Source organism: Arthrobacter sp. 10L424 (genome assembly GCF_056395325.1).
The window spans coordinates 196,343-218,174 of sequence record NZ_JBFTJH010000005.1; the positions used below are offsets into that span (position 1 = coordinate 196,343).

Annotated in this window: 23 protein-coding genes; 8 read left to right on the forward strand and 15 right to left on the reverse strand. The window is 66.6% G+C overall.

All coding sequences use genetic code 11. The annotated features are described in order from the left end of the window. Nucleotides 1-53: 53 nt before the first annotated feature. The 9 genes from AC1DC5_RS11855 to AC1DC5_RS11895 all read right to left on the reverse strand — a co-directional run bounded on the left by AC1DC5_RS11855 (nucleotide 54) and on the right by AC1DC5_RS11895 (nucleotide 11,819). On the reverse strand, nucleotides 54-2,078 hold the full coding sequence (locus AC1DC5_RS11855) for an ABC transporter ATP-binding protein (RefSeq protein ID WP_476865262.1): 2,025 nt from the start codon (nucleotides 2,076-2,078) through the stop codon (nucleotides 54-56). After that, the gene (locus tag AC1DC5_RS11860; RefSeq protein ID WP_476865263.1) at nucleotides 2,075-3,814 is read right to left on the reverse strand and encodes an ABC transporter ATP-binding protein; all 1,740 of its coding nucleotides are present in this window, start codon (nucleotides 3,812-3,814) and stop codon (nucleotides 2,075-2,077) included. Before AC1DC5_RS11860 ends, AC1DC5_RS11855 begins: the two co-directional genes overlap by 4 nt. A gap of 185 nt (nucleotides 3,815-3,999) precedes the next feature. Then, the gene (locus AC1DC5_RS11865; RefSeq protein WP_476865264.1) at nucleotides 4,000-5,184 is read right to left on the reverse strand and encodes a cation:proton antiporter; all 1,185 of its coding nucleotides are present in this window, start codon (nucleotides 5,182-5,184) and stop codon (nucleotides 4,000-4,002) included. Between the two features lie 39 nt (nucleotides 5,185-5,223). Beyond that, nucleotides 5,224-5,619, reverse strand: a complete 396-nt coding sequence (locus AC1DC5_RS11870) for a hypothetical protein (protein ID WP_476865265.1) — start codon at nucleotides 5,617-5,619, stop codon at nucleotides 5,224-5,226. A 228-nt stretch (nucleotides 5,620-5,847) separates the two neighbouring features. After that, nucleotides 5,848-6,873: a DUF808 domain-containing protein gene (locus tag AC1DC5_RS11875; protein WP_476865266.1), complete on the reverse strand. Its 1,026-nt coding sequence runs from the start codon at nucleotides 6,871-6,873 to the stop codon at nucleotides 5,848-5,850. A 119-nt stretch (nucleotides 6,874-6,992) separates the two neighbouring features. Continuing rightward, nucleotides 6,993-8,099, reverse strand: a complete 1,107-nt coding sequence (locus tag AC1DC5_RS11880) for a tartrate dehydrogenase (RefSeq protein ID WP_476865267.1) — start codon at nucleotides 8,097-8,099, stop codon at nucleotides 6,993-6,995. 35 nt (nucleotides 8,100-8,134) lie between these two features. Continuing rightward, a complete protein-coding gene (locus AC1DC5_RS11885) occupies nucleotides 8,135-9,082 on the reverse strand; it encodes a phosphoglycerate dehydrogenase (RefSeq protein WP_476865268.1) in 948 nt (315 codons plus the stop codon). Between the two features lie 101 nt (nucleotides 9,083-9,183). Next, complete coding sequence (locus AC1DC5_RS11890) at nucleotides 9,184-10,560, reverse strand: cation:dicarboxylate symporter family transporter (protein WP_476865269.1); 1,377 nt, start codon at nucleotides 10,558-10,560, stop codon at nucleotides 9,184-9,186. A 92-nt stretch (nucleotides 10,561-10,652) separates the two neighbouring features. After that, a complete protein-coding gene (locus AC1DC5_RS11895) occupies nucleotides 10,653-11,819 on the reverse strand; it encodes a mandelate racemase/muconate lactonizing enzyme family protein (RefSeq protein WP_476865270.1) in 1,167 nt (388 codons plus the stop codon). Between the two features lie 230 nt (nucleotides 11,820-12,049). On the opposite strand from AC1DC5_RS11895, the gene AC1DC5_RS11900 reads away from it, so the two are divergent. Beyond that, nucleotides 12,050-12,751 carry a GntR family transcriptional regulator gene (locus AC1DC5_RS11900; protein WP_476865271.1) on the forward strand — a complete coding sequence of 234 codons (702 nt, stop codon included), beginning with the start codon at nucleotides 12,050-12,052 and terminating at the stop codon, nucleotides 12,749-12,751. Between the two features lie 39 nt (nucleotides 12,752-12,790). Here AC1DC5_RS11900 and AC1DC5_RS11905 read toward each other — a convergent pair whose 3' ends face one another. Next, nucleotides 12,791-13,711: a 2-hydroxyacid dehydrogenase gene (locus AC1DC5_RS11905; RefSeq protein ID WP_476865272.1), complete on the reverse strand. Its 921-nt coding sequence runs from the start codon at nucleotides 13,709-13,711 to the stop codon at nucleotides 12,791-12,793. Nucleotides 13,712-13,919: 208 nt separating this feature from the next. On the opposite strand from AC1DC5_RS11905, the gene AC1DC5_RS11910 reads away from it, so the two are divergent. Then, entirely contained in the window at nucleotides 13,920-14,828 is a 909-nt protein-coding gene (locus AC1DC5_RS11910) for a serine hydrolase (protein ID WP_476865273.1), read from the forward strand. Nucleotides 14,829-14,925: 97 nt separating this feature from the next. Here the strand turns inward: AC1DC5_RS11910 and AC1DC5_RS11915 are convergent, their stop codons facing one another. Then, on the reverse strand, nucleotides 14,926-15,093 hold the full coding sequence (locus AC1DC5_RS11915; RefSeq protein WP_192815714.1) for a hypothetical protein: 168 nt from the start codon (nucleotides 15,091-15,093) through the stop codon (nucleotides 14,926-14,928). Between the two features lie 255 nt (nucleotides 15,094-15,348). Between AC1DC5_RS11915 and AC1DC5_RS11920 the strand changes: the two genes are divergently transcribed. Both AC1DC5_RS11920 and AC1DC5_RS11925 read left to right on the forward strand, forming a co-directional pair. Next, the gene (locus tag AC1DC5_RS11920; RefSeq protein ID WP_476865274.1) at nucleotides 15,349-15,843 is read left to right on the forward strand and encodes a hypothetical protein; all 495 of its coding nucleotides are present in this window, start codon (nucleotides 15,349-15,351) and stop codon (nucleotides 15,841-15,843) included. A 178-nt stretch (nucleotides 15,844-16,021) separates the two neighbouring features. Beyond that, the gene (locus AC1DC5_RS11925; protein ID WP_476865275.1) at nucleotides 16,022-16,858 is read left to right on the forward strand and encodes an alpha/beta fold hydrolase; all 837 of its coding nucleotides are present in this window, start codon (nucleotides 16,022-16,024) and stop codon (nucleotides 16,856-16,858) included. Between the two features lie 140 nt (nucleotides 16,859-16,998). On the opposite strand, the gene AC1DC5_RS11930 is transcribed toward AC1DC5_RS11925, so the two are convergent. The 3 genes from AC1DC5_RS11930 to AC1DC5_RS11940 form a co-directional block, all read right to left on the reverse strand. Beyond that, complete coding sequence (locus AC1DC5_RS11930) at nucleotides 16,999-17,142, reverse strand: hypothetical protein (protein ID WP_476865276.1); 144 nt, start codon at nucleotides 17,140-17,142, stop codon at nucleotides 16,999-17,001. Between the two features lie 46 nt (nucleotides 17,143-17,188). Further along, the gene (locus tag AC1DC5_RS11935) at nucleotides 17,189-18,193 is read right to left on the reverse strand and encodes a serine hydrolase (RefSeq protein ID WP_476865277.1); all 1,005 of its coding nucleotides are present in this window, start codon (nucleotides 18,191-18,193) and stop codon (nucleotides 17,189-17,191) included. 75 nt (nucleotides 18,194-18,268) lie between these two features. Further along, nucleotides 18,269-18,511, reverse strand: coding sequence for a hypothetical protein (locus AC1DC5_RS11940; RefSeq protein ID WP_476865278.1), 243 nt, complete (start codon nucleotides 18,509-18,511; stop codon nucleotides 18,269-18,271). 92 nt (nucleotides 18,512-18,603) lie between these two features. Here AC1DC5_RS11940 and uraD point away from each other — a divergent pair, with 92 nt between their 5' ends. From uraD to AC1DC5_RS11960, 4 genes are all read left to right on the forward strand, one after another. Next, nucleotides 18,604-19,101, forward strand: coding sequence for a 2-oxo-4-hydroxy-4-carboxy-5-ureidoimidazoline decarboxylase (gene uraD, locus AC1DC5_RS11945; RefSeq protein WP_476865279.1), 498 nt, complete (start codon nucleotides 18,604-18,606; stop codon nucleotides 19,099-19,101). After that, entirely contained in the window at nucleotides 19,098-19,439 is a 342-nt protein-coding gene (uraH, locus tag AC1DC5_RS11950) for a hydroxyisourate hydrolase (RefSeq protein ID WP_476865280.1), read from the forward strand. The genes uraD and uraH overlap by 4 nt, the downstream gene beginning before the upstream one ends. Nucleotides 19,440-19,586: 147 nt before the next feature. Beyond that, a complete protein-coding gene (nboR, locus tag AC1DC5_RS11955; protein ID WP_476865281.1) occupies nucleotides 19,587-20,240 on the forward strand; it encodes a nicotine blue oxidoreductase in 654 nt (217 codons plus the stop codon). A gap of 119 nt (nucleotides 20,241-20,359) precedes the next feature. Further along, nucleotides 20,360-21,082 carry an SDR family NAD(P)-dependent oxidoreductase gene (locus tag AC1DC5_RS11960; protein WP_476865282.1) on the forward strand — a complete coding sequence of 241 codons (723 nt, stop codon included), beginning with the start codon at nucleotides 20,360-20,362 and terminating at the stop codon, nucleotides 21,080-21,082. Nucleotides 21,083-21,176: 94 nt separating this feature from the next. Here the strand turns inward: AC1DC5_RS11960 and AC1DC5_RS11965 are convergent, their stop codons facing one another. Further along, nucleotides 21,177-21,824 carry a uracil-DNA glycosylase gene (locus AC1DC5_RS11965; protein ID WP_476865283.1) on the reverse strand — a complete coding sequence of 216 codons (648 nt, stop codon included), beginning with the start codon at nucleotides 21,822-21,824 and terminating at the stop codon, nucleotides 21,177-21,179. Between the last annotated feature and the right edge of the window lie 8 nt (nucleotides 21,825-21,832).

The following is a 21,832-nucleotide window of genomic DNA, read 5'->3' on the forward strand; positions in this document are numbered from 1 at the left end:
GCCGTTGGGGTGGATGTGCCCCTGGACTGCAGAGCGGGCTGCCCAGCGATGCGTCAGACCTCCGCCACAGGCGCCGCAAACTGCGCCGCGTAAAGCGCCGCGTACGCCCCGCCCGCCTCAAGCAACGAGGCATGCGTGCCCTGCTCCACGATCTGCCCGGATTCCATCACCAGGATGAGGTCGGCGTCGCGGATGGTGGAGAGCCGGTGCGCGATGACAAACGACGTCCGGTCGGACCGCAGCGCGCTCATTGCCTTCTGCACCAGCACCTCAGTGCGGGTGTCCACCGAGCTCGTCGCCTCGTCCAGGATCAGCACGGACGGCCGGGCCAGGAACGCCCGGGCGATGGTGAGCAGCTGCTTCTCACCGGCGGACACATTAGAGCCCTCGTCCTCCAGCACCGTGTCGTAGCCCTCCGGCAGGGACCGGACAAACCGGTCCACGTACGTCGCCTTCGCCGCCTCCAGGATCTCCGCCTCCGAAGCGCCGGGCCGGCCGTAGGCGATGTTGTCCCGGATGGTCCCGCCGAACAGCCAGGTGTCCTGCAGCACCATGCCCATCCGCGAGCGCAGCCCGTCGCGGGTCATCGCGGTGACGTCCACGCCGTCGAGGGTGATCCGCCCGGCGTCGAGCTCGTAGAACCGCATCATCAGGTTCACCAGCGTGGTCTTGCCCGCCCCGGTCGGCCCGACGATCGCCACCGTCTGCCCCGGCTCGGCCACCAGGCTCAGGTCAGTGATCAGCGGCTTGTCCGGCGAATAGGAGAAGGAGACGTTCTCGAACACCAGCCGGCCCCGCCCGCCGTTCGGCGCCACCGCAGGCACGGGATCCGCGGACTGCTCCGCCTCGTCCAGGAGCTCGAACACCCGCTCGGCCGACGCCACCCCGGACTGCAGCAGGTTCGCCATCGAGCCGAGCTGGGCCAGCGGCTGGGTGAACTGCCGCGAGTACTGGATGAACGCCTGCACGTCGCCCAGCTGCATCGCTCCGGCGGCCACCTGCAGGCCGCCCACCACGGCGATCCCCACATAGACCAGGTTCCCGATGAAGGTCATGGCCGGCATGATCAGCCCGGACACGAACTGCGCGCCGAAGCTGGCCTCGTACAGCTCCGCGTTCTTCTGCCGGAACCGCTCCTCCACCTCCCGCTGCCGGCCGAACACCTTCACCAGCGCGTGCCCGGTGTACGTCTCCTCGATCTGCCCGTTCAGCTCCCCCGTGTGCTTCCACTGCGCCACGAACAGCTTCTGCGATCGCTTGGCGATCACCGCCGTCGTCACCAGCGTCAGCGGCACGGTGACCAGCGCGATCAGCGCCAGCGTGGGCGAGAGGATGACCATCATCACCAGCACGCCCAGCACGGTCAGCAGCGACGTGACTGCCTGGCTGATGGACTGCTGCAGGCTCTGCGAGATGTTGTCCACGTCGTTCGTGACCCGGCTCAGCAGCTCGCCGCGCTGGATCGAGTCGAAGTACCGCAGCGGCAGCCGGTTGATCTTCGCCTCAATCCGCTCGCGGAGCCGGAACATGGTGCGCTGCACCACGCCGTTGAGGATATATGCCTGCATCCACATAAATCCCGACGCCAGCACGTACAGCGCGAGCGCCCACAACAGCACGTTGGCCAGCGCCGCGAAGTCGATCCCGGCGCCGGGCGTCAGCGTCATGGCGCTGAGCATGTCCGCCTGCTGTGTCTGCCCCTGCGCGCGGAGCTGGGCGATCAGCTGGTCCTGGCTCACCCCGGCGGGCAGCTGCTTGGACACGACGCCGGCGAAGATCAGGTTGGTCCCCTCGCCGAGGAGCCGCGGGCCGATCACCGAGAACGTCACACTCACGACGGCGAGCAGCAGGACCAGCACCAGCCACAGCCGCTCCGGCCGCAGCTGGCCCAGCAGCCGTTTGGCGGACGGCCAGAAGTTCATCGCCTTCTCCGCCGGGACGTTCATCCCGGCGAACGGCCCGCCGCGGCCCGGCCCGCCCGCGGGACGGGGGATCCGCAGCGGCGCCTCCTTGGTGGCTCCGCCGGGGCCGCCGCCCGCGCCCCCGGCGCCGGGGGTCTGGGACTCGACCTTGCTCATGCCGCCTCCTCCGCCGCGAGCTGGGAGTTCACGATCTCGCCGTACGTCTCCGAGGTCTCCAGCAGCTCCGCGTGTGTGCCGTGCGCGACGATCCGGCCGCCGTCGAGCACCAGAATCTGGTCCGCGTCGACGATGCTGGAGACGCGCTGGGCGATGATCACCAGTGTGGCGCCGGCGGTGTGCTGCTTGAGCGCCTGCCGCAACCGGGCGTCGGTGGCGGTGTCCAGCGAGGAGAAGGAGTCGTCGAAGATGTAGAGCTCGGGCCGTTTCACCAGTGCCCGGGCGATCGCGATCCGCTGCCGCTGCCCGCCGGAGACGTTAGTGCCGCCCTGCGAGACGGGCGCGTCCAGCCCGCCCTCCATCTCCCGGACGAAGTCCTCCGCCTGCGCGATGGACAGCGCCCGCCAGAGTTCGTCCTCGGTGGCGTCGGGTTTGCCGTAGAGCAGGTTGCTGCGGACCGTGCCGGAGAACAGGTACGGCTTCTGCGGGACCAGGCCGATGTGCCCCCAGAGCAGGTCCGGGTGCAGCTCCCGCACGTCGACGCCGTCGATCAGCACCGCGCCGGAAGTCGCGTCGAAGAGCCGCGGCATCAGGTTCACCAGGGTGGTCTTGCCGGAACCGGTGGCGCCGATGATCGCCGTCGTCTTCCCGGCCCGGGCGGTGAAGGTGATCCCGGACAGGACCGGCTGTTCGGCACCCGGGTAGGCGAATCCGACGTCGCGCATTTCCAGCTCGCCGCGGCCGGTGCGGCCGGAGAAATCCAGCGGGTGCTCCGGCGGCCGGACGCTGGATTCGGTGCCCAGCACCGCGCCGATCCGGTCCGCGGAGACCGCCGCGCGCGGGATCATGATCGCCATAAACGTGGCCATCATGACGGACATCAGGATCTGCATGAGGTAGCTCAGGAACGCGATCATGGTGCCCACCTGCATGGAGCCGTCCTGGATCCGGAACGCGCCGAACCAGATCACGGCCACGGACGAGACGTTCAGCACCAGCATCACCACGGGGAACGCGAGCGCCATCAGCCGGCCGGCGCGCAGGGCGGTGTCCGTGACGTCCTCATTGGCCCGGGCGAAGCGGGCGGTCTCCACGTCCTCGCGGACGAACGCGCGGACCACGCGGATGCCGGTGAGCTGTTCGCGGAGCACCCGGTTAACGGTGTCGATCCGGGTCTGCATGAGCCGGAACAGCGGCACCATCCGGGTGATGATCAGCCCCACCCCCACCAGCAGCACCGGAACGCTGACCGCGATCAGCCAGGACAGCTGCGCGTCCTGCCGGATCGCCATGATGACGCCGCCGATGCAGAGCATGGGCGCGGCCACCATGAGGGTGGCGGACATCAGCACCAGCTGCTGGACCTGCTGGACGTCGTTGGTGGAGCGGGTGATGAGGCTCGGCGCGCCGAAGCGGGTGACCTCCTGCTCGGAGAAGGCCGCCACCCGGCTGAAGATCGCCCCGCGCACGTCCCGGCCCATCGCCATCGCCGCCTTCGCCCCGAAGTACACGGCCGCGATGGCGCAGGCGATCTGCAGCAGGGTGACCAGCAGCATCACGCCGCCGGTGTGCAGGATGTAGTCCGTGTCCCCTTTGGCCACGCCCTGGTCGATGATGTCCGCGTTCAGGGTGGGCAGGTACAGCGACGCGATGGATTGCGCCAGCTGGAAGACGACGACGGCGAGCAGCAGCCTGCGTTGCGGTGTCAGGTATTCAACCAGCAGTTTCCAGAGCATCCGTACTCCCAGCCACGTGTTCCGCCGAGTAATCCGAAGGTCAGTTTACGTCCGCAGGCTTGGAGTGGAACGGGTTCCTCTCAGGGCGAATCCTGTGTGTTTGTGCCGGGCACGGCGAGCGGGCAGTTAGTGCTTGGTGGTGAGGACTGCCTGCACCGGCAACGCTTGCCGCCGACTTGGGCGAATCAGGCAGCCACGGCCGGGCCGCCCTCAGGCGGCTTGCCCACCGGCGCCGCGGCGGGCTGCGAAAACGTGCGCGCCGCCCGTGAGCCCGCGATGGTGCTCGCCCCGATGCTGATGAGCGCACCGAGGATCATCGCCGCGGCTTCTCCCGGTTCCAGCAGTTGCAGTTGCGAGCCAACAGTGGCTGCGGCAACCGGCACTCCCAACTGGGACGCTGCCAGCACCGCAAGCGACAGGGGCTGGCCGAGGAGCCGCAGGCTTCCATGGACCACCAGGGTTCCCAGGCCAAGGCATATCCCGAGGAGAATCATCCTGGGGCTGCCTGCAAGGACGCGCAGATTGAGCGATGCGCCCAGCCAGACAAAGAACACCGGCCCCAGAAAGCCGTCCGTGACGGCGAAGAGTTGATGAGCCAGCCGCCGGGGCTCGCCCACCGCTGCGACCACCAGGCCGAAAGAGAACCCGGCCAGCATGATGGACACGTGGCCTGCGACGGCAAGCCCCGAGAGGGCGAACAGCAGAGCAAGCTGGATCCGCAGCTCCAAGGCGAACTTCCGGTCCTCGGACACATCATGCACCCGTCCGCGCGTTCCGCTGCGCTCCAGCCAGCGAAGCACAAAGAACAGAACCGCAGCGCACACCGCCACCAGCGCTGCCCCGAGGGCCGCCCTCAGCGCATGGGGTGGGTCAACAGCAAGCGGAAGTGCCACGATGCAGGCAACGTCCGCTACCGCAACCTGTGCAGTTGTCATCAGGACCTTTGGCCCCTTCAGCCGCAGCGAATCGACGATCGGCAGGACCAATGCTGCCGAAGAGGAAGCGAGGAGAACGATGTAAAGGGGTGCATGCCCGGTGCCAAAAGCATAGGCAATGATGATTCCGACGGCGCACGCGAGCACTGCGGCGATGCCGGCACGAAGGGCTCCACCGCCCAGCGCGGGGCGGATGGCCGCGTCCCGCACAGGGACATGCGTCCCGGCGACAAACATGATGAGGGCGAACCCGACGTCGGCCACGAAGGTGAATGTGGGATCCGAGGCATCCACCAGGTTCAGACCCGTGTGCCCGATGGCCATACCAGCCAGCAGCTCCCCCGCCACCACGGGAAGGTGCCACTTCACGGGCAGCGCCAGCAGTGGCCCGAGGAGAGCGACGGCGGCGATCAGGGCGAGCTGATAGAACGACACGTTCCTCCTTCAGCCGGCATTGCGGTTGGCTTGCGGAGGTTACCGGGGCACGTCAACCAGCTTGAGTGGAATGTCGGTGTTTTCATCCGTGTAGTAGCTTGCGCACACCCGGTGGTAGCCATCGGCCACCTGCGCGGGAATGCCCCGCGCCAGGTCGCCCCTGACCATCAGGATGGGCGAGAGCTTCTTGCCTTCCTTGATCTTCTTCAGGTCCGAGGCCACGTGGGCGTTGTGATCAGGCAGCAGCTCCAGTCTCGCGGCTCGGAGGATATCCTTCGCCTTGCGGTGCTGGATTGGCGCGGACCTGAGGGACGCGACAATGGGGGCAACGACGTCGTCGGATGCAAGTAAGGAAAGATAAGCCGCGGCGCCCGGAAAATCCTGCTCTTCAGGCTGCGGCAACCAGAGGACCTCGTCCTTGTTTTCGTCAGTCATGCGTTGTCATCCTGCCGGTACCGTCCAGGTCGCCGCACGCAGTCCTGACCTCGCAGTCGGCGCTGCTCCTGGACTTGCCGCCCATTGCTGCCTCCACGGCGCGGATGGATAGTGGACTCACATTACTCAGGACGTTCCGGGCGGTCAACGGCGGCGCTGCTGTAGCGTGCGGAAGCCCTGAAAAGCCGGAAACGACAGCCGCAGGCCGTTTCTGCCGGGGTTTACGACCTAAGAGGCGGGATCGGCGTCGTGCTTCGCCGGCTGATGGCCGTCGACGGCGGCGGGGACGCCGCCCTTTTCGTGGCCGCCCTTCTTTTTGCCGAACGGCAGCACCTTGAGCAGCAGGACCAGGACCGCCATAACGACGAGGCCCCAGGCGAGGCCGAGGACGGCCGAGCACAGGGTGTTCACGAGCCAGGCCAGGAAGCCGCCCACCACCGGGATCCCGACGAACGGTTTCTCGAGGACGTGGACCAGGTCGTACGGCAGGTGCCAGCCGAGGTCGTTGGCCCCTTGCAGCATGATGTGGCCGCCGACCCAAAGCATGGCGATCGTCCCGATGAAGGTGATCGCGGCCAGCACGGCGGGCATCCCCCTGACGAGCATTTCGCCGAAGCGCTGGGAGCCCGCGGAGTCCTTGGCTGCCAGGTGCATGCCGATGTCGTCCATCTTGACGATGAGTGCGACGGCACCGTACACGGCCACCGTGATCACGAGCGCCACGACCACCAGGATGATGGCGCGGACCCACAGGGACTCGGCGGCCACCTCGTTCATGGCGATGACCATGATCTCGCAGGAGAGGATGAAGTCGGTGGTGATGGCGCCCTTGGTGACCTTGGCCTCCGCCTCGGGGCCCCGGTCCACCGCGGGCTTGTCTTCCTCGGCCTCGTGGTGGCCGAAGAACTTGTGCCAGACCTTCTCGGCACCCTCGTAGCAGAGGTAGGTGCCGCCCAGCATCAGGATGAACGGGATGACCCCCGGGATGAAGGCGCTGATGAGCAGCAGCGCCGGCAGGATGATCAGCAGTTTGTTGCGGAGCGAGCCCCAGAAGATCCGCTTGATCATCGGCAGTTCGCGGGACGGGTCCGCCCCGGACACGTACTGCGGAGTGACGGCGGCGTCGTCGATCACGACGCCGGCGGCCTTGGCCCCCGCTTTGGCCGCACCGGCCGCGACGTCGTCCACCGAGGCGGCCGCGATGCGGGCCAGGGCTGCGATGTCGTCCAGCAGGGCGACCAGACCGCCGCTCACAGCCCGCATCCGTACTGCTTGTTGGCGGACGGCTGGACGATGTTGCCTCGGTCAAGGCGGGTGATTGGCATTCTCGAATTATATGGTGGCGGGCTGGCCGCCGGCGGATGCGGCGTGCGTTAGCTGGGGTTGCGCCCGCCCACGGTTGCGCGTGCGGTCAGGGCCGATGCCACTGCTTTGCCCAGTTCTTCTGTGGTGCCGTTGCCGCCCATGTCGGGTGTGAGTGCCTGTTGCCCGTGGGCGAGCACGGCTTCCATGGCGGTGGTGATGGCAGCCGCGGCTTCGGGTTCTCCGAGGTGTTCGAGCATCATGGCGGCGCACCAGATTTGCCCGATGGGGTTGGCGATGCCCTTGCCCGCGATGTCGGGGGCGGAGCCATGGACCGGTTCGAAGAGGCTGGGGAATTTGCGTTCGGGGTTGATGTTGCCGCTGGGGGCGATGCCGATGGTGCCGGTGCAGGCCGGGCCGAGGTCGGAGAGAATGTCGCCGAAGAGGTTGCTGGCGACGACGACGTCGAACCAGTCCGGGTGCATAACGAAGTTCGCCGCAAGGATGTCGATGTGGTACTTATCCACGTTGATTTCCGGGTATTCGGCGGCCATGGCCTGCACTCGTTCGTCCCAGTAGGGCATGGTGATGGAGATGCCGTTGCTCTTGGTGGCGGAGGTGAGGTGTTTCTTGGGCCTGCTTTGCGCCAGGTCGAAGGCGTATTTGAGGATCCGGTCCACGCCGGTGCGGGTCATGACTGTTTCCTGGATCACCGTTTCACGGTCGGTGCCTTCGAAGATCTTCCCGCCGATGCTGGAGTATTCGCCTTCGGTGTTTTCGCGCACGACGTAGAAGTCGACGTCGCCCGGGACCCGGCCGGTCAGGGGGCTGGGCACGCCGGGCAGGAGTTTGACCGGGCGGAGACTGACGTACTGGTCGAAGTGGCGGCGGAACTGCAGGAGGCTTCCCCACAGCGATACGTGGTCGGGGACGACGTCGGGCCACCCGACGGCGCCGAAGAAGATGGAATCGAATTGGTTCAGTTCCTCGAACCATCCGTCTGGCAGCATCTTCCCGTGCCGGGTGTAGTAGTCAGCCGAGGCGTAGTCGAAGTGTTCGTAGGTGAGGTTCAGGTCGAAGGCTGAGGCTGCGGCGTCCAAAACGCGTAGCCCCTCGGGCACGACTTCGGTGCCGATTCCGTCGCCGGGAATGACTGCAATGCGGTGAGGTTTCGACATCAGGATCCTTCTTCGTCTTTGTCGGGTGTTCGGGGTTAGCGGTCGACCGGGTGTGCCGGTTCGCGGTTTTCGAGGACGTCGATGACGGCGTGCGCGGCGGCCAGTCCGGCCCGTGTCCGGGCTTCGGCTGTCTGGCCTGCGAGGTGGGAGGTGATGAGCACGTTGCCCAAGCCCCGTAGAGGACTGTCGCCGGGCAGGGGTTCGCTCTCAAGCACGTCCAGTGCGGCGCCGGCGATGGTGCCGCCAGAAATTGCCTTGGCCAGGGCCTCTTCATCAATTAGTGAGCCGCGGGCCGTGTTGATGAGGACGGCGGTGGGTCTCATCTCTTGCAGCCGGGGCGCGTCGATGAGTTTGCCGATGCCCTGGCCTCCGCGGGTGTGCAGGGAGAGGTAGTCGGCGTCGCGAATGACTGTGTCGAGATCGGTGAACTGCACCGCGCTGTTATCGCGGTCGGGGTGGGCGGTGCTGACCAGGACGGTCATGCCGAGGGCGACACCCAGGCTTGCGGTTGCGCGTCCGCTGGGGCCGTAGCCGATGATGCCCAGGGTGGAACCGCGCAGTTCACGGCCGGCTTCCCGGGGCCAGCGGCCTTGGTGTACCGCGGTCGTGACCTCCAAGAGGCGACGTGCGGCCATGATGATCAGTCCGATGGTCAGTTCGGCGACGGAGTGCTGGTTTGTTCCGGGGGCGTTGCAGACCCTGATTCCTTGTGCGGCCGCGGCCTGGACGTCGATGGAGTCGTATCCCACTCCGCTGCGGGCGATGATTTGCAGGGAGGCAGCGCCGGTGAGCATGCTGGCAGTGACTGGTTCGCTGGCGAGGATCGCGCCGGATATGCCGTCGAACAACGAGCGGCGTTCCTCAAGGGTGCGCGGCCCCCGGGAAGGTGAGTGGACCGGTTCAAGACCGTGTTCGCGCAGGAGCTGGTCAACGGTATCTCCCGGGTGGAGGTAGTCGGTGGTGATCAAGATGCGTAGGGCCATCGTGCGGGTGGCTTCCTATTCCAGTGGTGCGGATGAGCTGCCGTCGGGTTCGCGCGGCCCAGGGCCGCCGCGGTGTACGCGGCGGCCCTGCCGGTGCGGTGTTAGTGGACGTCGACCTTGTCCGCTTGCACAACGGTCGGTGTCTTTGATTCGATTTCGTTTTTCATCTGGCCTGAGGCGTGCAGGGCTCTGCGGGCCTGTTCGGGGTCGTAGTCTTTTTCCCATTTGCCCACGACGACGGCTGCCATCACGTTGCCAAGGACGTTGATGAACACCCGGCCTTCGTTCAGGAGCCGGTCGATGCCGACGATGAGGGCGAGAGCGGCCAGCGGGATTCCGCCGACCGAGCTCAAGGTGCTGGCCAGGACGATGAACGCGCCGCCGGCGATTCCCGCGGTGCCCTTGCTGGTGAGCATCATGACGCCAACCATGACGAGCTGCTGTTCCCAGGAGAGGTCCATGCCGACGGCCTGGGCCAGGAACACTGAGGCCATGGTCAGGTAGACGGCGGACCCGTCGAGGTTGAAGGAGAACCCTGACGGGATCACAATGCCTACGGTGGACTTACCGACGCCCATGGCCTCGAGCTTCTTGATTAGCTGCGGAAGGACCGCTTCGCTCGAACAGGTGCTCAGGGCGATCAGCAGCTCGGCCTTGAAGTAGCGCATCACCGTGAAGATGTTCAGTCCGCAGGCACGGGCGATGGTGCCCAGGACCACGAGTACGTAGAGGACGCACGTCGCGGTGAACAACAGGACGAGGTATCCCAACTGCTGAAGGCTGGCTGTACCGTAGTTTGCCACCACTGCCGCCAGCGCGCCGAATGTACCGATGGGGGCAAGGCGCATGACCCAGTTGACGATCTTGAAAATGACCACCGACAGGGCCTGGATGCCCTTGGTGAGGAACGCGCCGGATTCTCCGGAGACGTTCAAGGCGGCACCGAACACGATCGATACCATCAGCGCGGCGATGATGGTGTGGCCGGTCAGGGCCCCAAACAGCGATTCCGGAATGATGTTGTTGACGAACTCAAGGCCGTCGAAGCCCTTGTTAGCGGCCGCCGGCACCTTGCTGGCGTCCAGCTTGTCCGGGTCAATGTTCATGCCTTCGCCAGGGCGGAAGACGTTGGCGACGACCAGGCCGATCAGCATTGACACCAGCGAAAGGGCGATGAAGTACCCCAGCGCCTTCACGCCGATGCGGCCGGCTTTGCGCAGGCTGTCCATCGAGGCGATGCCCAAGGACACCACGCAGAACACCACAGGGATCACTATCATTTTCACCAGCGCGATGAACCAGTCGCTGAGCGGGGTGAGTTGTTTGCCAACTTCCGGCAGCAGGAAGCCGACTGCGATGCCCAGGACGGCACCCAGGACGACTTGGAACCAGAGTTCGCGCAGCAGCCGGCCGAACCGGGATAACTGCTTGGGCGGATGGGCGGAATGTTGCGGATTCTGTAAGGTGTGGGACGACATCTTGGGTGCTCCTTTGCACGTCAGACAGGGAATTTTGGAGAAGTGCGGTCCCGGGCAGGGATGCTGCCCGGGACCGGGCACTACCGGATTGGCTAGTCGTGCAGTGCGCGCAGGACCTTGTAGAACTCCGCTTTGCCTTCGAGCCCGATGCCCGGCAGGTCGCCCGGGGCCACGCGGCTGTTGACGATGACGGCGTCGTCTGTGAAGCCGCCGGTGGGCTGGAACTCGCCTGGGTAGGACTCGTTGCCACCGAGCTTGAGTGCCGCTGCGATGTGCAGGGAGAACTGGTGTCCGCCGTGGGGGATGCAGCGGCGTGAGGACCAGCCGTGCTGGGACAGCATGTCCTGAATCCGGCGGTATTCGGTCAGGCCGTAGCTCAGGGCCGGGTCGACCTGGATGAAGTCACGATCCGGGCGCATCCCGCCGTAGCGCACCAGGTTACGGGCATCCTGGAGGGAGAACAGATTCTCTCCGGTCGCGATCGGGTTCTTGTAGTGCTCGGAGAGGGTTGCGTTCAGGGCGTAATCCAGCGGGTCGCCGACTTCCTCATACCAGAACAGCCCGTACTGGTCGATGGCCTTGCCGTAAGCCAGCGCCGTCTCCAGGTCGAACTTGCCGTTGACGTCCACCATCAGGCGGGAGCCGTCGCCGTCGAGGACCTCGATCACGGCTTCGATGCGGCGGAGGTCCTCGGCGAGGTCGGCACCGCCGATCTTCATCTTGACCACGTCGTAGCCCTTGGCGAGGAAGCCGCGCATTTCGTTCTGCAGGTCTTCCAGGCTCTTGCCGGGCGCGTAGTAGCCGCCGGCGGCGTAGACAAAGACGTCCTTGTCCGGGTTTCCGTCGCCGTAGTGGTCTGAGATCCACCGGTAGAGCGGCACCCCGGCGATCTTGGCGGCAAGGTCGTGCAGGGCCATGTCGGCGACGCCGACGGCGACCGAGCGCTCACCGTGGCCGCCGGGCTTCTCGTTGGACATCATCAGGTCCCATGCCTTCTCCGGGGAGAGCTGGCCATCCTCATCGAGAAGGTCCTCGGACGGTGCATCCATGATGCGTGGCAGAATGCGGTCTTTCAGGATGCCTGTGGCGTTGTAGCGGCCGTTGGAGTTGAATCCGTAGCCAACCAGGGGCTTTCCGTCAACGAACACGTCACTGACGAGGGCGATGATCGTGCAGTCCATCTTGGTGAAGTCAATGAACGCGTTCCGGATAGAGGAACTGATGGGGATAGTGCCGACGTGGGCGGAAACGATTTTCATCTTTGAATCTCTCCTGAGTCAATATCTTATTTCTTATAAGATTGGGTCTCGAAGCATGCCAGGGCATTGATGGCATGAGGCACGAAGCGAATATCTTATAAGAACTTGGATTCAAAGCTAGCCCGTCCGTGATGGGGAGCACAAGCCCATTCCGGAATTTCTTATAAGATGTTCCCGGTCTACACTGAAGTGACGGGGTCAGTACCCCAGCGACCGAACCGGAGCGGCAGATGAGCACCACGAACGTTTTTTCCAGCAAGGGCAGCCTGGCGTACAACGAACTCCGCCAACTGATCCTCTCCGGTGGCCTAGCCCCAGGCTCGCGCATCTCCCAGTACGAACTGGCCGACAGCATGCAGATGAGCATCACCCCCCTACGTGAAGCGATCCGCCGGCTCTCGAGCGAGGGGCTGATCATCATGGACACCCATCGGGATTCCCGGGTGGCCACCATGAGCGCTTCCGAAGCACGAGAACTCCTTGAAGTCCGCCTATCACTCGAACCATCAGCAACAGAATTGGCAGCCTCCCGCCGGACTGAGGCTGATATCGCCGCGATGCGCTCCGCGGCCGGGAAGCTGCTCCCTGTTACACGGGTTTGGGGGGAGGAAGCCATCACGGTGCACAGGGAATTCCACCGAGCCGTCTACGCGGCCTCGCACAACACCGTATTGATCAAGCTTCTGGATGACCTGTGGGACAAGTCCGACCGCTACCGTCGCATCGGCCTTGAGCTCCCCTCCGGGGACGAGCCCCGCACGATCGACCTGGACCAGCACCACCAGATCCTCGAACTCGTCATCGCCGGCGACGGCGCGGGCGCCGCCGAACTCGCCCGTACCCACATTTCCAACAGCCTCACAGCCTCAGTAACCGGAGCTCTGGAGGAACGCGAGAACGTCCAGCCGGTAACTCTGGAAGAAACTGCCTAGTATCCTCTGGCTTCCCCGTCGTAGACCGACGCCCGAAACTTAGCCGCCCAGCACCACGTTCACCGGCGGTTCGCCCGCGAGCATGAGGTCGATCTGCCGCTGCAGGAGTTTCCCCATCCGCGGGCGCATGGCCGAGCTGGCCCCGCCCACGTGCGGGCTGATGATGACGCCGGGGGTCCGCCACAGCGGGTGGTCCTGCGGCAGCGGCTCGGGGTCGGTGACGTCCAGGGCGGCGCGGATCCGGCCGGAGCCGGTGTGCTTCACCAGGGCGTCGGTGTCCGCGACGGGGCCGCGCGCCACGTTGACCAGCAAGGCGCCGTCGGGCATCGCCGCGAGGAAAGTGTCGTCGATGAGGTGGCGGGTGGCGTCGCTCAGCGGCACCCCGACGATCACGATGTCGTGCTCCGGCAGCAGGGTGTGCAGCTCGTCGATGCCGTGGACGTGGCCGCGGGCGTCCGTCCGTTCCCTGCTGGCCACCCGGGTCACGGTGGTCTCGAACGGCAGGAGCCGGTCCTCGATCGCCTTGCCCACGCCGCCGTAGCCGACGATCAGGACCCGCCGGTCGGCGAGGCTGGCGGTGGGCCGGGTCTCCCAGCGGCCCTCCCGCTGGTTCTGCAGCAGCCGCGGGAACTCGCGCTGGCTGGCCAGGATCAGGGCCAGGGTCAGTTCGGCGGTGGAGGTCTCGTGGACGCCGGCGGCATTGGCGAACACCCGGCCCGGTGGCAGTGAGGCCGCGACGCCGTCGTACCCGATCGACTGGCTCTGCACCAGCCCGGAGTCCACCGCTTCCAGGGCGCGCAGGACCTCCGTGCCGCCCATGTACGGCTGGACCACGATATCGAGGCGCGGCACGGGAGGCTCCCCGGTCAGGTCCCACTCGAGGACGGTGACATCGGGGTGGGGCGTCAGGTACTCGCGCAGGGTCGGGTCCGGCAGGCTCACAGATATTTTCCTCGGCATAGCTGCCAGCCTAGTGCGGCCGGCGGCCCGGGCGGTGACGGCGGCGCCCGGCAAACGAGACTGGGAAACGCACGCGCCTGCGGCCTCGGGCACAGCCGGGAGTCTGCCCTCACCTCCGCGCCGCGCCGCGCGTCTTTTGGACATGCCCCGCGGCCGGGCATACATTGCAGGAGACCCCTCCGCCTCCTGACCTGGAAGGTCCTGCACCATGAATACCTCGGGATCATCCCGTCCGGCCGCAAAATCCCTCAATGCGCGCGGGAAGCTGCTTCTGGTCTGGGCGGCCACGGTCTTGGTGCTGCTGGGCATGGTGACGGCGGCCGTCGTACGCACCGGGCCGGCACCCAGGACGGACTTCCTCGCCAGCCTGGAGAGCCAGTGGGAGGGGCAGCCCGAAGCAGCGCCGGCCCCCGCGGCGCCGGTCCCGCAGGCCGCCGTCGACGTCGACACCGAGATCAAACGGATCCTGGCCGAGAACCCCGGCTACCGGGTGGGCGTCGTCCTCGCGGACACGCACGGCGGGGAGTCGCGCAGCTACGGCGACGGGACCGAGTTCGTGGCCGCCAGCACCGCAAAGATCATCACGGCGGCCGCCTATTACCACCTGGTGGAGACCGGCGAAAAGTCCCTGGACGTGCCGCTGGGCAGCTACGACGCCGCGTTCCAGGTCAAGGCAATGGTCAACGCGAGCAGCAACGATGCGTGGCTGCTGCTGATGCAGGACATCGGCTACCCGAAGCTGATCGAGTACGCCGCGTCAATCGGAATCAGCTATGACCCGGAGCAGAACCTGCTGACCCCGGCCGAGATGGCGGAGGTGCTCAAACAGCTCTCGACCGGCAAGCTGATGAACGCGGAGCACACGCAGGAGCTGCTCGGCTACATGCAGCAGACCAACAACGAACAGCTCATCCCGGCCGCCGTCGGCCCGGACATCACGGTGCAGCACAAGTACGGCGAGCTGGAAGGCTACGTCCACGACGCGGCCCTCCTGAGCTCCGGCGAGCGCTCCTACGCGCTGGCCATCTACACCTGGGGCGAGGACGGCGAGAGCGAGGAACGCCTGGCCGTGATCCACCAGTTGACGGATGTGGTGGCGAGGTCGCTGCGGGAGTAGGCGGGCGCTTTCTTGCCGGGCCCGTGGCCGGGTTAACGCTCCGAGCCCCCGCTGCACCTTGTGCAACGGGGGCTCTGTTTCAGCCGGAGGACCGGGGCTAGCGGCCGAAGAGCTTGGCGAAGAAGCCGGTCTTGGTGCTGACTTCACCCTCGTGACCCTTGCAGCGGTCGGCGCTCTTGACGCCCCGCATGACCTGGTCAACGTGCTGGCCGCAGCCGGCCCAGGTGGTCTTTCCGCACTTCTTGCATGCAACCTGTCGGCACATCTGGTTCTCCTTGTTGGTGGGTCTGCTGCACTAAATATACCCCCTGGGGTATGGAGGCGGAAATCGGTGAAGGGCAGGACAAGGCGGGTCCGCAGGCGAACCCAAAGCCCATTGACATCACTATGGGCGAGTCCTACTTTTGAGCGTCCCCGGCGAGCAGTCTCCACCGTTCACTCTTGGCGGTGCGCCCCAACCGGAAGCTTCGCTTCCTTGGCACGTGAGGAACCCCCGATGAATCACTCGAGAACAGCCCGCATGGCAGCGGCGGCCGTATTTGCGGCCGCATTCCTCTCCGCCCCGGCCGCGAGCGCAGCTCCGCCAAGCGGACCGCCCGACGACCTGTTTTTCGATCTACCCGCCGGCCAAGGCTGCGACTTCCGCCTCATCGGGCAGGGCACTGACTCCAAACGCCATACAAAGGAATTCTTCGACCAGAACGGCTTGAAAGTCAGGATCATCGAGGCCGGCAAGGGCTTCAACCTCACCTACACCAACTACGACACCAAGAAATCGATTTCATTCAAGGGCAACGGATCAGTCACCAAGACGAGTATCAACAATGAAACCAACGTCTCAACGGTCACAGCCACCGGCCACAACGGGCTGATCCTGTTCCCTCTCGACGTGCCTGCAGGGCCGTCAACCACGCAGTACGTGGGCCGGATTGTCTACACCATCGACGCCAACGGTATTTTCACGCTCAAGAGCACCTCCGGCACGAAGGTGGATGTCTGCGCGGCAATTAAATAGCAACATAGCGGCGTCCCCTGCGCCCGGAATCCCGCCCGCCCACAGCTTGTCGCTTGGACGGGCGGGATTCTCGCGGGAACACCCTGTTGCCTGCCGGCGTTGGTTCCGTACAGTGGCACCAGCGCTGCGCCGCTCCTGCACGAACTGACTTCCGAACCGTACCGAGAGGACCGCTGACATGGCATACATCAAGGTTGGAACCGAGAACAGCACCGACATCGAGCTCTACTACGAGGACCACGGGACCGGGCAGCCGGTAGTCCTGATCCACGGCTACCCGCTGGACGGATCCTCCTGGGAGAAGCAGACCACGGCCCTGCTGGGCGCCGGCTACCGGGTCATCACCTACGACCGCCGCGGCTTCGGCCAGTCCAGCAAGCCCACCGACGGCTACGACTACGACACCTTCGCCGGGGACCTCAACACCCTGCTCACCACCCTGGACCTGAACGACGCCGTGCTGGTGGGCTTCTCGATGGGCACGGGCGAGGTGGGCCGCTACCTCGGCACCTACGGTTCGGCCCGGGTGGCGAAGGCTGTGTTCCTCGGCTCGCTGGAGCCCTACCTCCTGCAGACCGACGACAACCCCGACGGCGTCCCTCAGTCCGTGTTCGACGGCCTGCTGGAGGCTGTCACCGCCGACCGCTACGCCTTCTTCAGCGAGTTCTTCAAGAACTTCTACAACAGCGACACGTTCCTGGGCACACCCCGGCTGTCCGAGGAAGTGATGCGGGCCGGCTGGAACCTCGCGACGTCGGGCGGCCCGACGGCGTCGGTGGCCGCGCAGCCGACCTGGCTCACTGACTTCCGCGCCGACATCCCCAAGATCGATGTCCCGGCGTTGATTGTCCACGGCACCGCGGACCAGATCCTGCCGATCGACGCCACGGGCCGGCGGTTCGCCAAGGAACTGCCCAGTGCCGAATACGTGGAGATCGAGGGCGCCCCGCACGGCATGCTCTGGACCCACGCCGCCGAGGTCAACGAGGCGCTGCTCGGGTTCCTGGGGAAGTAGGCCCCTCAGCGGGCCGCGCCGTCCGGGGGCACTTCGACGCGAAACGCCGGGCCGCCGTCGTCCATTACGACGCCGGACCCCGGCAAAGTGCCCCCGGACCGCCGGGCAGCCGACGCGTCGTGGGGCAGGTTCGTCCAGCCCTATCGAATATCAGCGGCCTCTTCATCCGTGAGCTCGAGCTCTCGCCCGTTATCACCCAGCCAGTAGTAGGTCCGCTGCCCGGCAGCAGGGTGGGAGCGCTTCACGACCGTGTACGTCGCGCCGTCCTGAATCTTTACCGTCATGCGCCGACTCTATATTGACCAATAGGGCGGCCGGACAACCCATAACCTAGAACAAACCCTCCGCCACGGCCGCCGTGACCTGGTGGATGACGTCCGTCCGCTCGGGGACGCTGCTCAGGCCGGCGCCCTTGGTGTAGATCACCAGGGCGTAGGCGCGCCCGTCCCGGGCGAGGATGCCGGCGTCGTGCAGTTGCCCGGCCAGCAGCCCGTACTTGTGGAAGACGGTGATGCCCGCGGGGACGGCAGCCGGGATGAGCGTTTCATAGTTGGTGTCCTGCATATAGGACAGCAGCTGCGCAGTGTGCGCGGGTTCCAGCAGCGTCCCGGAGTACAGCCCGGCCAGGATGCGGGCCATCTCCGCGGGTGTCAGCGTATTGCGGGTGGGGGCGTAGTCCACCCCGATCGAGGCCGCGTAGTCCGTCAGCTCCGCGTAGCCCACCGCGTCCATGATCAGGGACCAGGAGTCGTTGTCGCTCTGCTGGATCATCGCCTGCAGCTGGAATTCCGCGGTGTAGGCCCCCAGCGTATCGTCGAGTGAGGCCTTGCCGGTTTCGACGAGGTGGTAGTACGCCTCGGCGGCCAGGACCTTGGCCGTGCTGGCGGCGACGAACGCCGCCTGGACGCCGTATTCGTGGACAGCGGTTGAATCAGCGCCGTCCGACAGGTCCACGAGCGCGACGCCGAGCTGGTACTCGCTGTTGGCGTCGATGATGGCGTTGATCCTGGCGTCCAGCTCCGCGTCGATGACTCCCGCGGCCGGCGCGGCCGGCGCGGCGGTTTCCGTGGCCGCCGGCAGGGCCGCCGCCGCAGCGGGCGCCTGGCCGTTCGACGTCGACACCGGCACCTGGCTGTCCGTCACGCTCCCCGCCTGGACGGCCGCCGTCGGGCGGGCTTGCGCGGCGGAGTGGATGCCGGCACTCACCGCCACCGCCAGCACCGCGGCGCACAGCGCGAAGATGACCGCCCGGGTGCGGCGGAACGTGCGGGAGCGCGGCCGGGACGCAGTGCCGCCGCGACGGTGGCTGGGCTGCCGGGGCGTGCGCTGTTCCATAGTTGCCCAAGCTAGCCACGCCAGCTATGCCGGAGCTATGAATCAGCTGTCACCCCACCCAGCAGGGCCCTGAGGTCAGGTCTCGTCGTCCCACATGCCGGTGTCCGCGGCAGCGTCTTCCGGCTTGTCCTCCGCTTCGGAGTCGCCGGACCCGACATAGGCGGCGGGCACCGTTCCGGCGGCCTGGGTCTGCTGTTCCTCGCGGATATTGCCGGCCTGGCCGGGTTCGGCGTGCGGCTGGCGGGCTTCGACGGCGTCCGGGTCGCCCGGCCCGCGGAGGTCTGCGGGATCGGTGCCCGGTTCGTTGGGATCACTCATGACACTGCCTTTCGTCCGTGGATTGAATCCTTTCCCAGACTAACGTGGGCCCTAGACCGTGAATCCAGCAGCCGCTCACTAGGACATGTCCCGTGCACCTTGAACAGTTCAACTCGGCCAGCCGCACCGAAGCCGCCGCTGCCCTGCGCCCCTGTCTGGACATCCCGCGCTGGATCGAGGAACTTGTTGACGCGCGGCCGTACTCCGGCCTCGCGGCGCTGCTTGAGGCTGGCCGCGGCGCAGCCGACCCATTCAGTCCGGCGGAGATTGAGGCGGCCCTCGCCCACCACCCGCGGATTGGCGAGCGGGCACCGGGCAACAGTGTGGAGGCCAGGCTGTCCCAGTCGGAGCAGGCCGGACTCGGCGAGGCGGACGCCGTCGTCGCGCAGGCCCTGGCGGACGGCAACCGGGCCTACGAGGAGAAGTTCGGACAGGTGTTCCTGATCCGGTCGGCCGGCCGCAGTCGCGAGGAGATCCTGGCCGCGCTCAACACCAGGCTCGCCCACACGCCCGGGGAAGAACAGACAATAATTGGCCAGCAGCTGCGGGAAATCGCAGTGCTCCGACTCGAAGGACTGATGGGCCAATGAGCATGTCCCACGTCACCACCCACGTACTCGACACCGGCTCCGGGAAACCGGCGGCGGGCGTCCCGGTCACCCTGCACAGGCTCGACGGCGAGCGCTGGGTCCAGATCGCAGAGGGCGCCACCGACGCCGACGGACGCGTCAAACAACTGGGTCCGGAGCGACTGCCCACGGGAACGTACCGTCTGGCCTTCGACACGGGAAAGTACTTCGCGGCCAGCGCCACCGAGACGTTCTTCCCCGAGGTGATCCTCACGTTCGGCGTGGTGGAGTCGGAGGCGCACTACCACGTGCCGCTCCTGCTCAGCCCGTTCGCCTACTCCACCTACCGGGGCAGCTGAGCCGCCGGATTTCGACGTGGCGCGCAGACCCTTGGTTTCTAGCGCGGCTGGGCTACAACGCCCTTGGACCCATCGAGTGCGCAGTTGACGGCAATGTTCCGGCCCGCGACTGCCGTCAACTGCCAACTCGGTGCATAGGCTGGGGCCATGGCTGACTCATCGGAACGGCTCACTGTGGCGGGAACAACGACGGCTGGATCAACGACTGCGGGATCAACGACGGCGGTGCTGCTCGCTGCCGGCGCCGGGACACGGCTGGGACTCGGGCCCAAGGCGCTGCTCCCCTTCCGCGGCCGCACTCTCGTGGAAGTTCTCGCCGACGTGCTCCTCGCTGGCGGCTGCCGGGACGTGGTGATCGTCCTCGGCGCGGACGCGGCAACAGTCCGCGCCGCCACCGACCTCAGCCGGCACCGGGTCATCGACAACCCGGACTGGGCCACCGGAATGGGCGGCTCATTCCGGCTTGGCGTTGCCGCGGCAGCCCCGGCGGACCACGTACTTATGGCGCTGGTGGACCAGCCCGGCCTGACAGCGGAGATAGTCGCCCGGCTGCTGGCAGCCCGCCGGCCCGGCCGGGTGACCGCGGCCGCCTACCGCGGCCCGGACGGAAGGCTGCAGCGGGGCCATCCCCTGATACTGGATGCCACCCTCCGCAATGAGGCTGCAGAATCAGCGACGGGCGACGCCGGGGGGCGGCACTTCCTGCAGGCCCACGCGGACCTGGTTGATCTGGTGGACTGCAGCGACCTCTCCGGCGGCGAGGACCTCGACACCCCCGACCAGCTGCACCTCCTCGACTGACCAAGCACCCCCAACGCGGGGTCACCTACGGTCCAAATAACAGCCCAACATGGGCGGGATCTGACCCCGCGTTGGATTTAGCCGCAGCTCCCCGCACAACCTAAGGAGAACCAGCAATCATGAGAATCCTTGTCACAGGTTCCGCGGACGGCCTTGGACGGGCCGCGGCGGATTCCCTGCTATCTGCCGGCCACGACGTCGTCCTGCATGCTCGCAACCAGGACCGCGCGGCCAGCCTCGCCGCCCTCGTGGACCGCGGTGCGGACATCGTGGTGGGCGACTTCAGTGACCGCGATGCCGTACGGCGCATCGCCGCCGAGCTGAACGGCCGGGATCCGCTCGACGCGGTGATTCACAACGCCGGGGTCTGGCGCGGACGGGCGGTCATGCCGGTCAACTTCATCGCGCCCTACCTCCTCACGGCCCTGCTTGACGGGCCGCGGCGGCACGTGTACTTGAGCAGCGGTTCGCATTTCGGCGGGCAGCCCTCACTGGCCGGCGTCGATTGGCAGGGCACGACGCCCGGGTCGTACTCGGACAGCAAACTGTTCGTCACCACGCTCGCGGCAGCCCTTGCCCGGCTGCGTCCCGAGCTGCTCAGCAACGCCGTGGACCCCGGCTGGGTGCCCACCAGAATGGGCGGACCCGGCGCACCGGACGATCTGGAATTGGGACACCAAACCCAGGAATGGCTCTCGTCAAGTGATCAGCCCGAGGCGCTCACCAGCGGCGGGTACTGGTACCACCAGCAAAGGCGGCAGCCACACCGCGCCGTCAATGACCACACGTTCCAGGACCAGCTCCTGCGAACCCTCGCTGACGAAACGGGCGCCCGGCTCTGACCCGGTCAAGCTACTGTCTGCGCCTACTACTCCATCCCCGAGGCCAGCAGCTCCTCCAGCCGCGTTTGAATCCGGACGGGCCCCCGCCGGCCTACTACTCCATCCCCGCGGCCAGTAATTCCTCCAGCCCGAGCTTGAATCCGGACCGGCCGCCGTGGGCGGGATGCCTGATCTTCGGCACGTCCAGGCCGCTGCGCTGCAGGCTGCGCTGCGCCACATTGCCCACGGCCACCACCGTCTCGATGGGAAACAGCTCCGTCAACGCCTGCCAGAACGGAGTCCCCAGTGCTGCCTCGGAGGCATTCGGTGTGCGGTTGGACAGCGGCTGGCCGGGCCGGTGGGTGTGCCAGGGGCACGCACTCCAGAGCAGCGGAAGGAAGTCCAGTTCGGCCAGCACCTCCCACATCACGGTGGCCGTCGGCTCGGCCGCAACTCCCGCGGCTTCCGCCGGCAGCACGTAGCCCTGGGCCGGCCCGAACAGTCCGAATCCGTTGGCAGGGCCCTCGAACATCGTGCGGTTGGTGAAGGGGACGCCGGTGATCCTCATGCCGCGGAAGCCCGGGGCCTCCCCCACCAGCAGCACCTTCGGGCGCCGGTCCAGCATTTCCTGCAGGTAGATCGCCAGGTTCCGCCGGCGCTGCGCATTGCCGGGGTCGGAGTGGTCAAAGAAGTTGTTGCACGCCGGCCCTGTTGCCACGGCCGCGAGCCGGTCCACAAAGCCGTCGATGGACGGTGACGTCATGAGCGGCC

Coding starts and splice junctions, on each gene's coding strand:
- AC1DC5_RS11855 (WP_476865262.1), bottom strand. CDS start 2,078: ATGAGCAAGGTCGAGTCCCAGACCCCCGGCGCCGGGGGCGCGGGCGGC.
- AC1DC5_RS11860 (WP_476865263.1), bottom strand. CDS start 3,814: ATGCTCTGGAAACTGCTGGTTGAATACCTGACACCGCAACGCAGGCTG.
- AC1DC5_RS11870 (WP_476865265.1), bottom strand. CDS start 5,619: ATGACTGACGAAAACAAGGACGAGGTCCTCTGGTTGCCGCAGCCTGAA.
- AC1DC5_RS11880 (WP_476865267.1), bottom strand. CDS start 8,099: ATGTCGAAACCTCACCGCATTGCAGTCATTCCCGGCGACGGAATCGGC.
- AC1DC5_RS11885 (WP_476865268.1), bottom strand. CDS start 9,082: ATGGCCCTACGCATCTTGATCACCACCGACTACCTCCACCCGGGAGAT.
- AC1DC5_RS11890 (WP_476865269.1), bottom strand. CDS start 10,560: ATGTCGTCCCACACCTTACAGAATCCGCAACATTCCGCCCATCCGCCC.
- AC1DC5_RS11895 (WP_476865270.1), bottom strand. CDS start 11,819: ATGAAAATCGTTTCCGCCCACGTCGGCACTATCCCCATCAGTTCCTCT.
- AC1DC5_RS11900 (WP_476865271.1), top strand. CDS start 12,050: ATGAGCACCACGAACGTTTTTTCCAGCAAGGGCAGCCTGGCGTACAAC.
- AC1DC5_RS11905 (WP_476865272.1), bottom strand. CDS start 13,711: ATGCCGAGGAAAATATCTGTGAGCCTGCCGGACCCGACCCTGCGCGAG.
- AC1DC5_RS11910 (WP_476865273.1), top strand. CDS start 13,920: ATGAATACCTCGGGATCATCCCGTCCGGCCGCAAAATCCCTCAATGCG.
- AC1DC5_RS11915 (WP_192815714.1), bottom strand. CDS start 15,093: ATGTGCCGACAGGTTGCATGCAAGAAGTGCGGAAAGACCACCTGGGCC.
- AC1DC5_RS11920 (WP_476865274.1), top strand. CDS start 15,349: ATGGCAGCGGCGGCCGTATTTGCGGCCGCATTCCTCTCCGCCCCGGCC.
- AC1DC5_RS11925 (WP_476865275.1), top strand. CDS start 16,022: ATGGCATACATCAAGGTTGGAACCGAGAACAGCACCGACATCGAGCTC.
- AC1DC5_RS11930 (WP_476865276.1), bottom strand. CDS start 17,142: ATGACGGTAAAGATTCAGGACGGCGCGACGTACACGGTCGTGAAGCGC.
- AC1DC5_RS11935 (WP_476865277.1), bottom strand. CDS start 18,193: ATGGAACAGCGCACGCCCCGGCAGCCCAGCCACCGTCGCGGCGGCACT.
- AC1DC5_RS11940 (WP_476865278.1), bottom strand. CDS start 18,511: ATGAGTGATCCCAACGAACCGGGCACCGATCCCGCAGACCTCCGCGGG.
- uraH (WP_476865280.1), top strand. CDS start 19,098: ATGAGCATGTCCCACGTCACCACCCACGTACTCGACACCGGCTCCGGG.
- nboR (WP_476865281.1), top strand. CDS start 19,587: ATGGCTGACTCATCGGAACGGCTCACTGTGGCGGGAACAACGACGGCT.
- AC1DC5_RS11960 (WP_476865282.1), top strand. CDS start 20,360: ATGAGAATCCTTGTCACAGGTTCCGCGGACGGCCTTGGACGGGCCGCG.
- AC1DC5_RS11965 (WP_476865283.1), bottom strand. CDS start 21,824: ATGACGTCACCGTCCATCGACGGCTTTGTGGACCGGCTCGCGGCCGTG.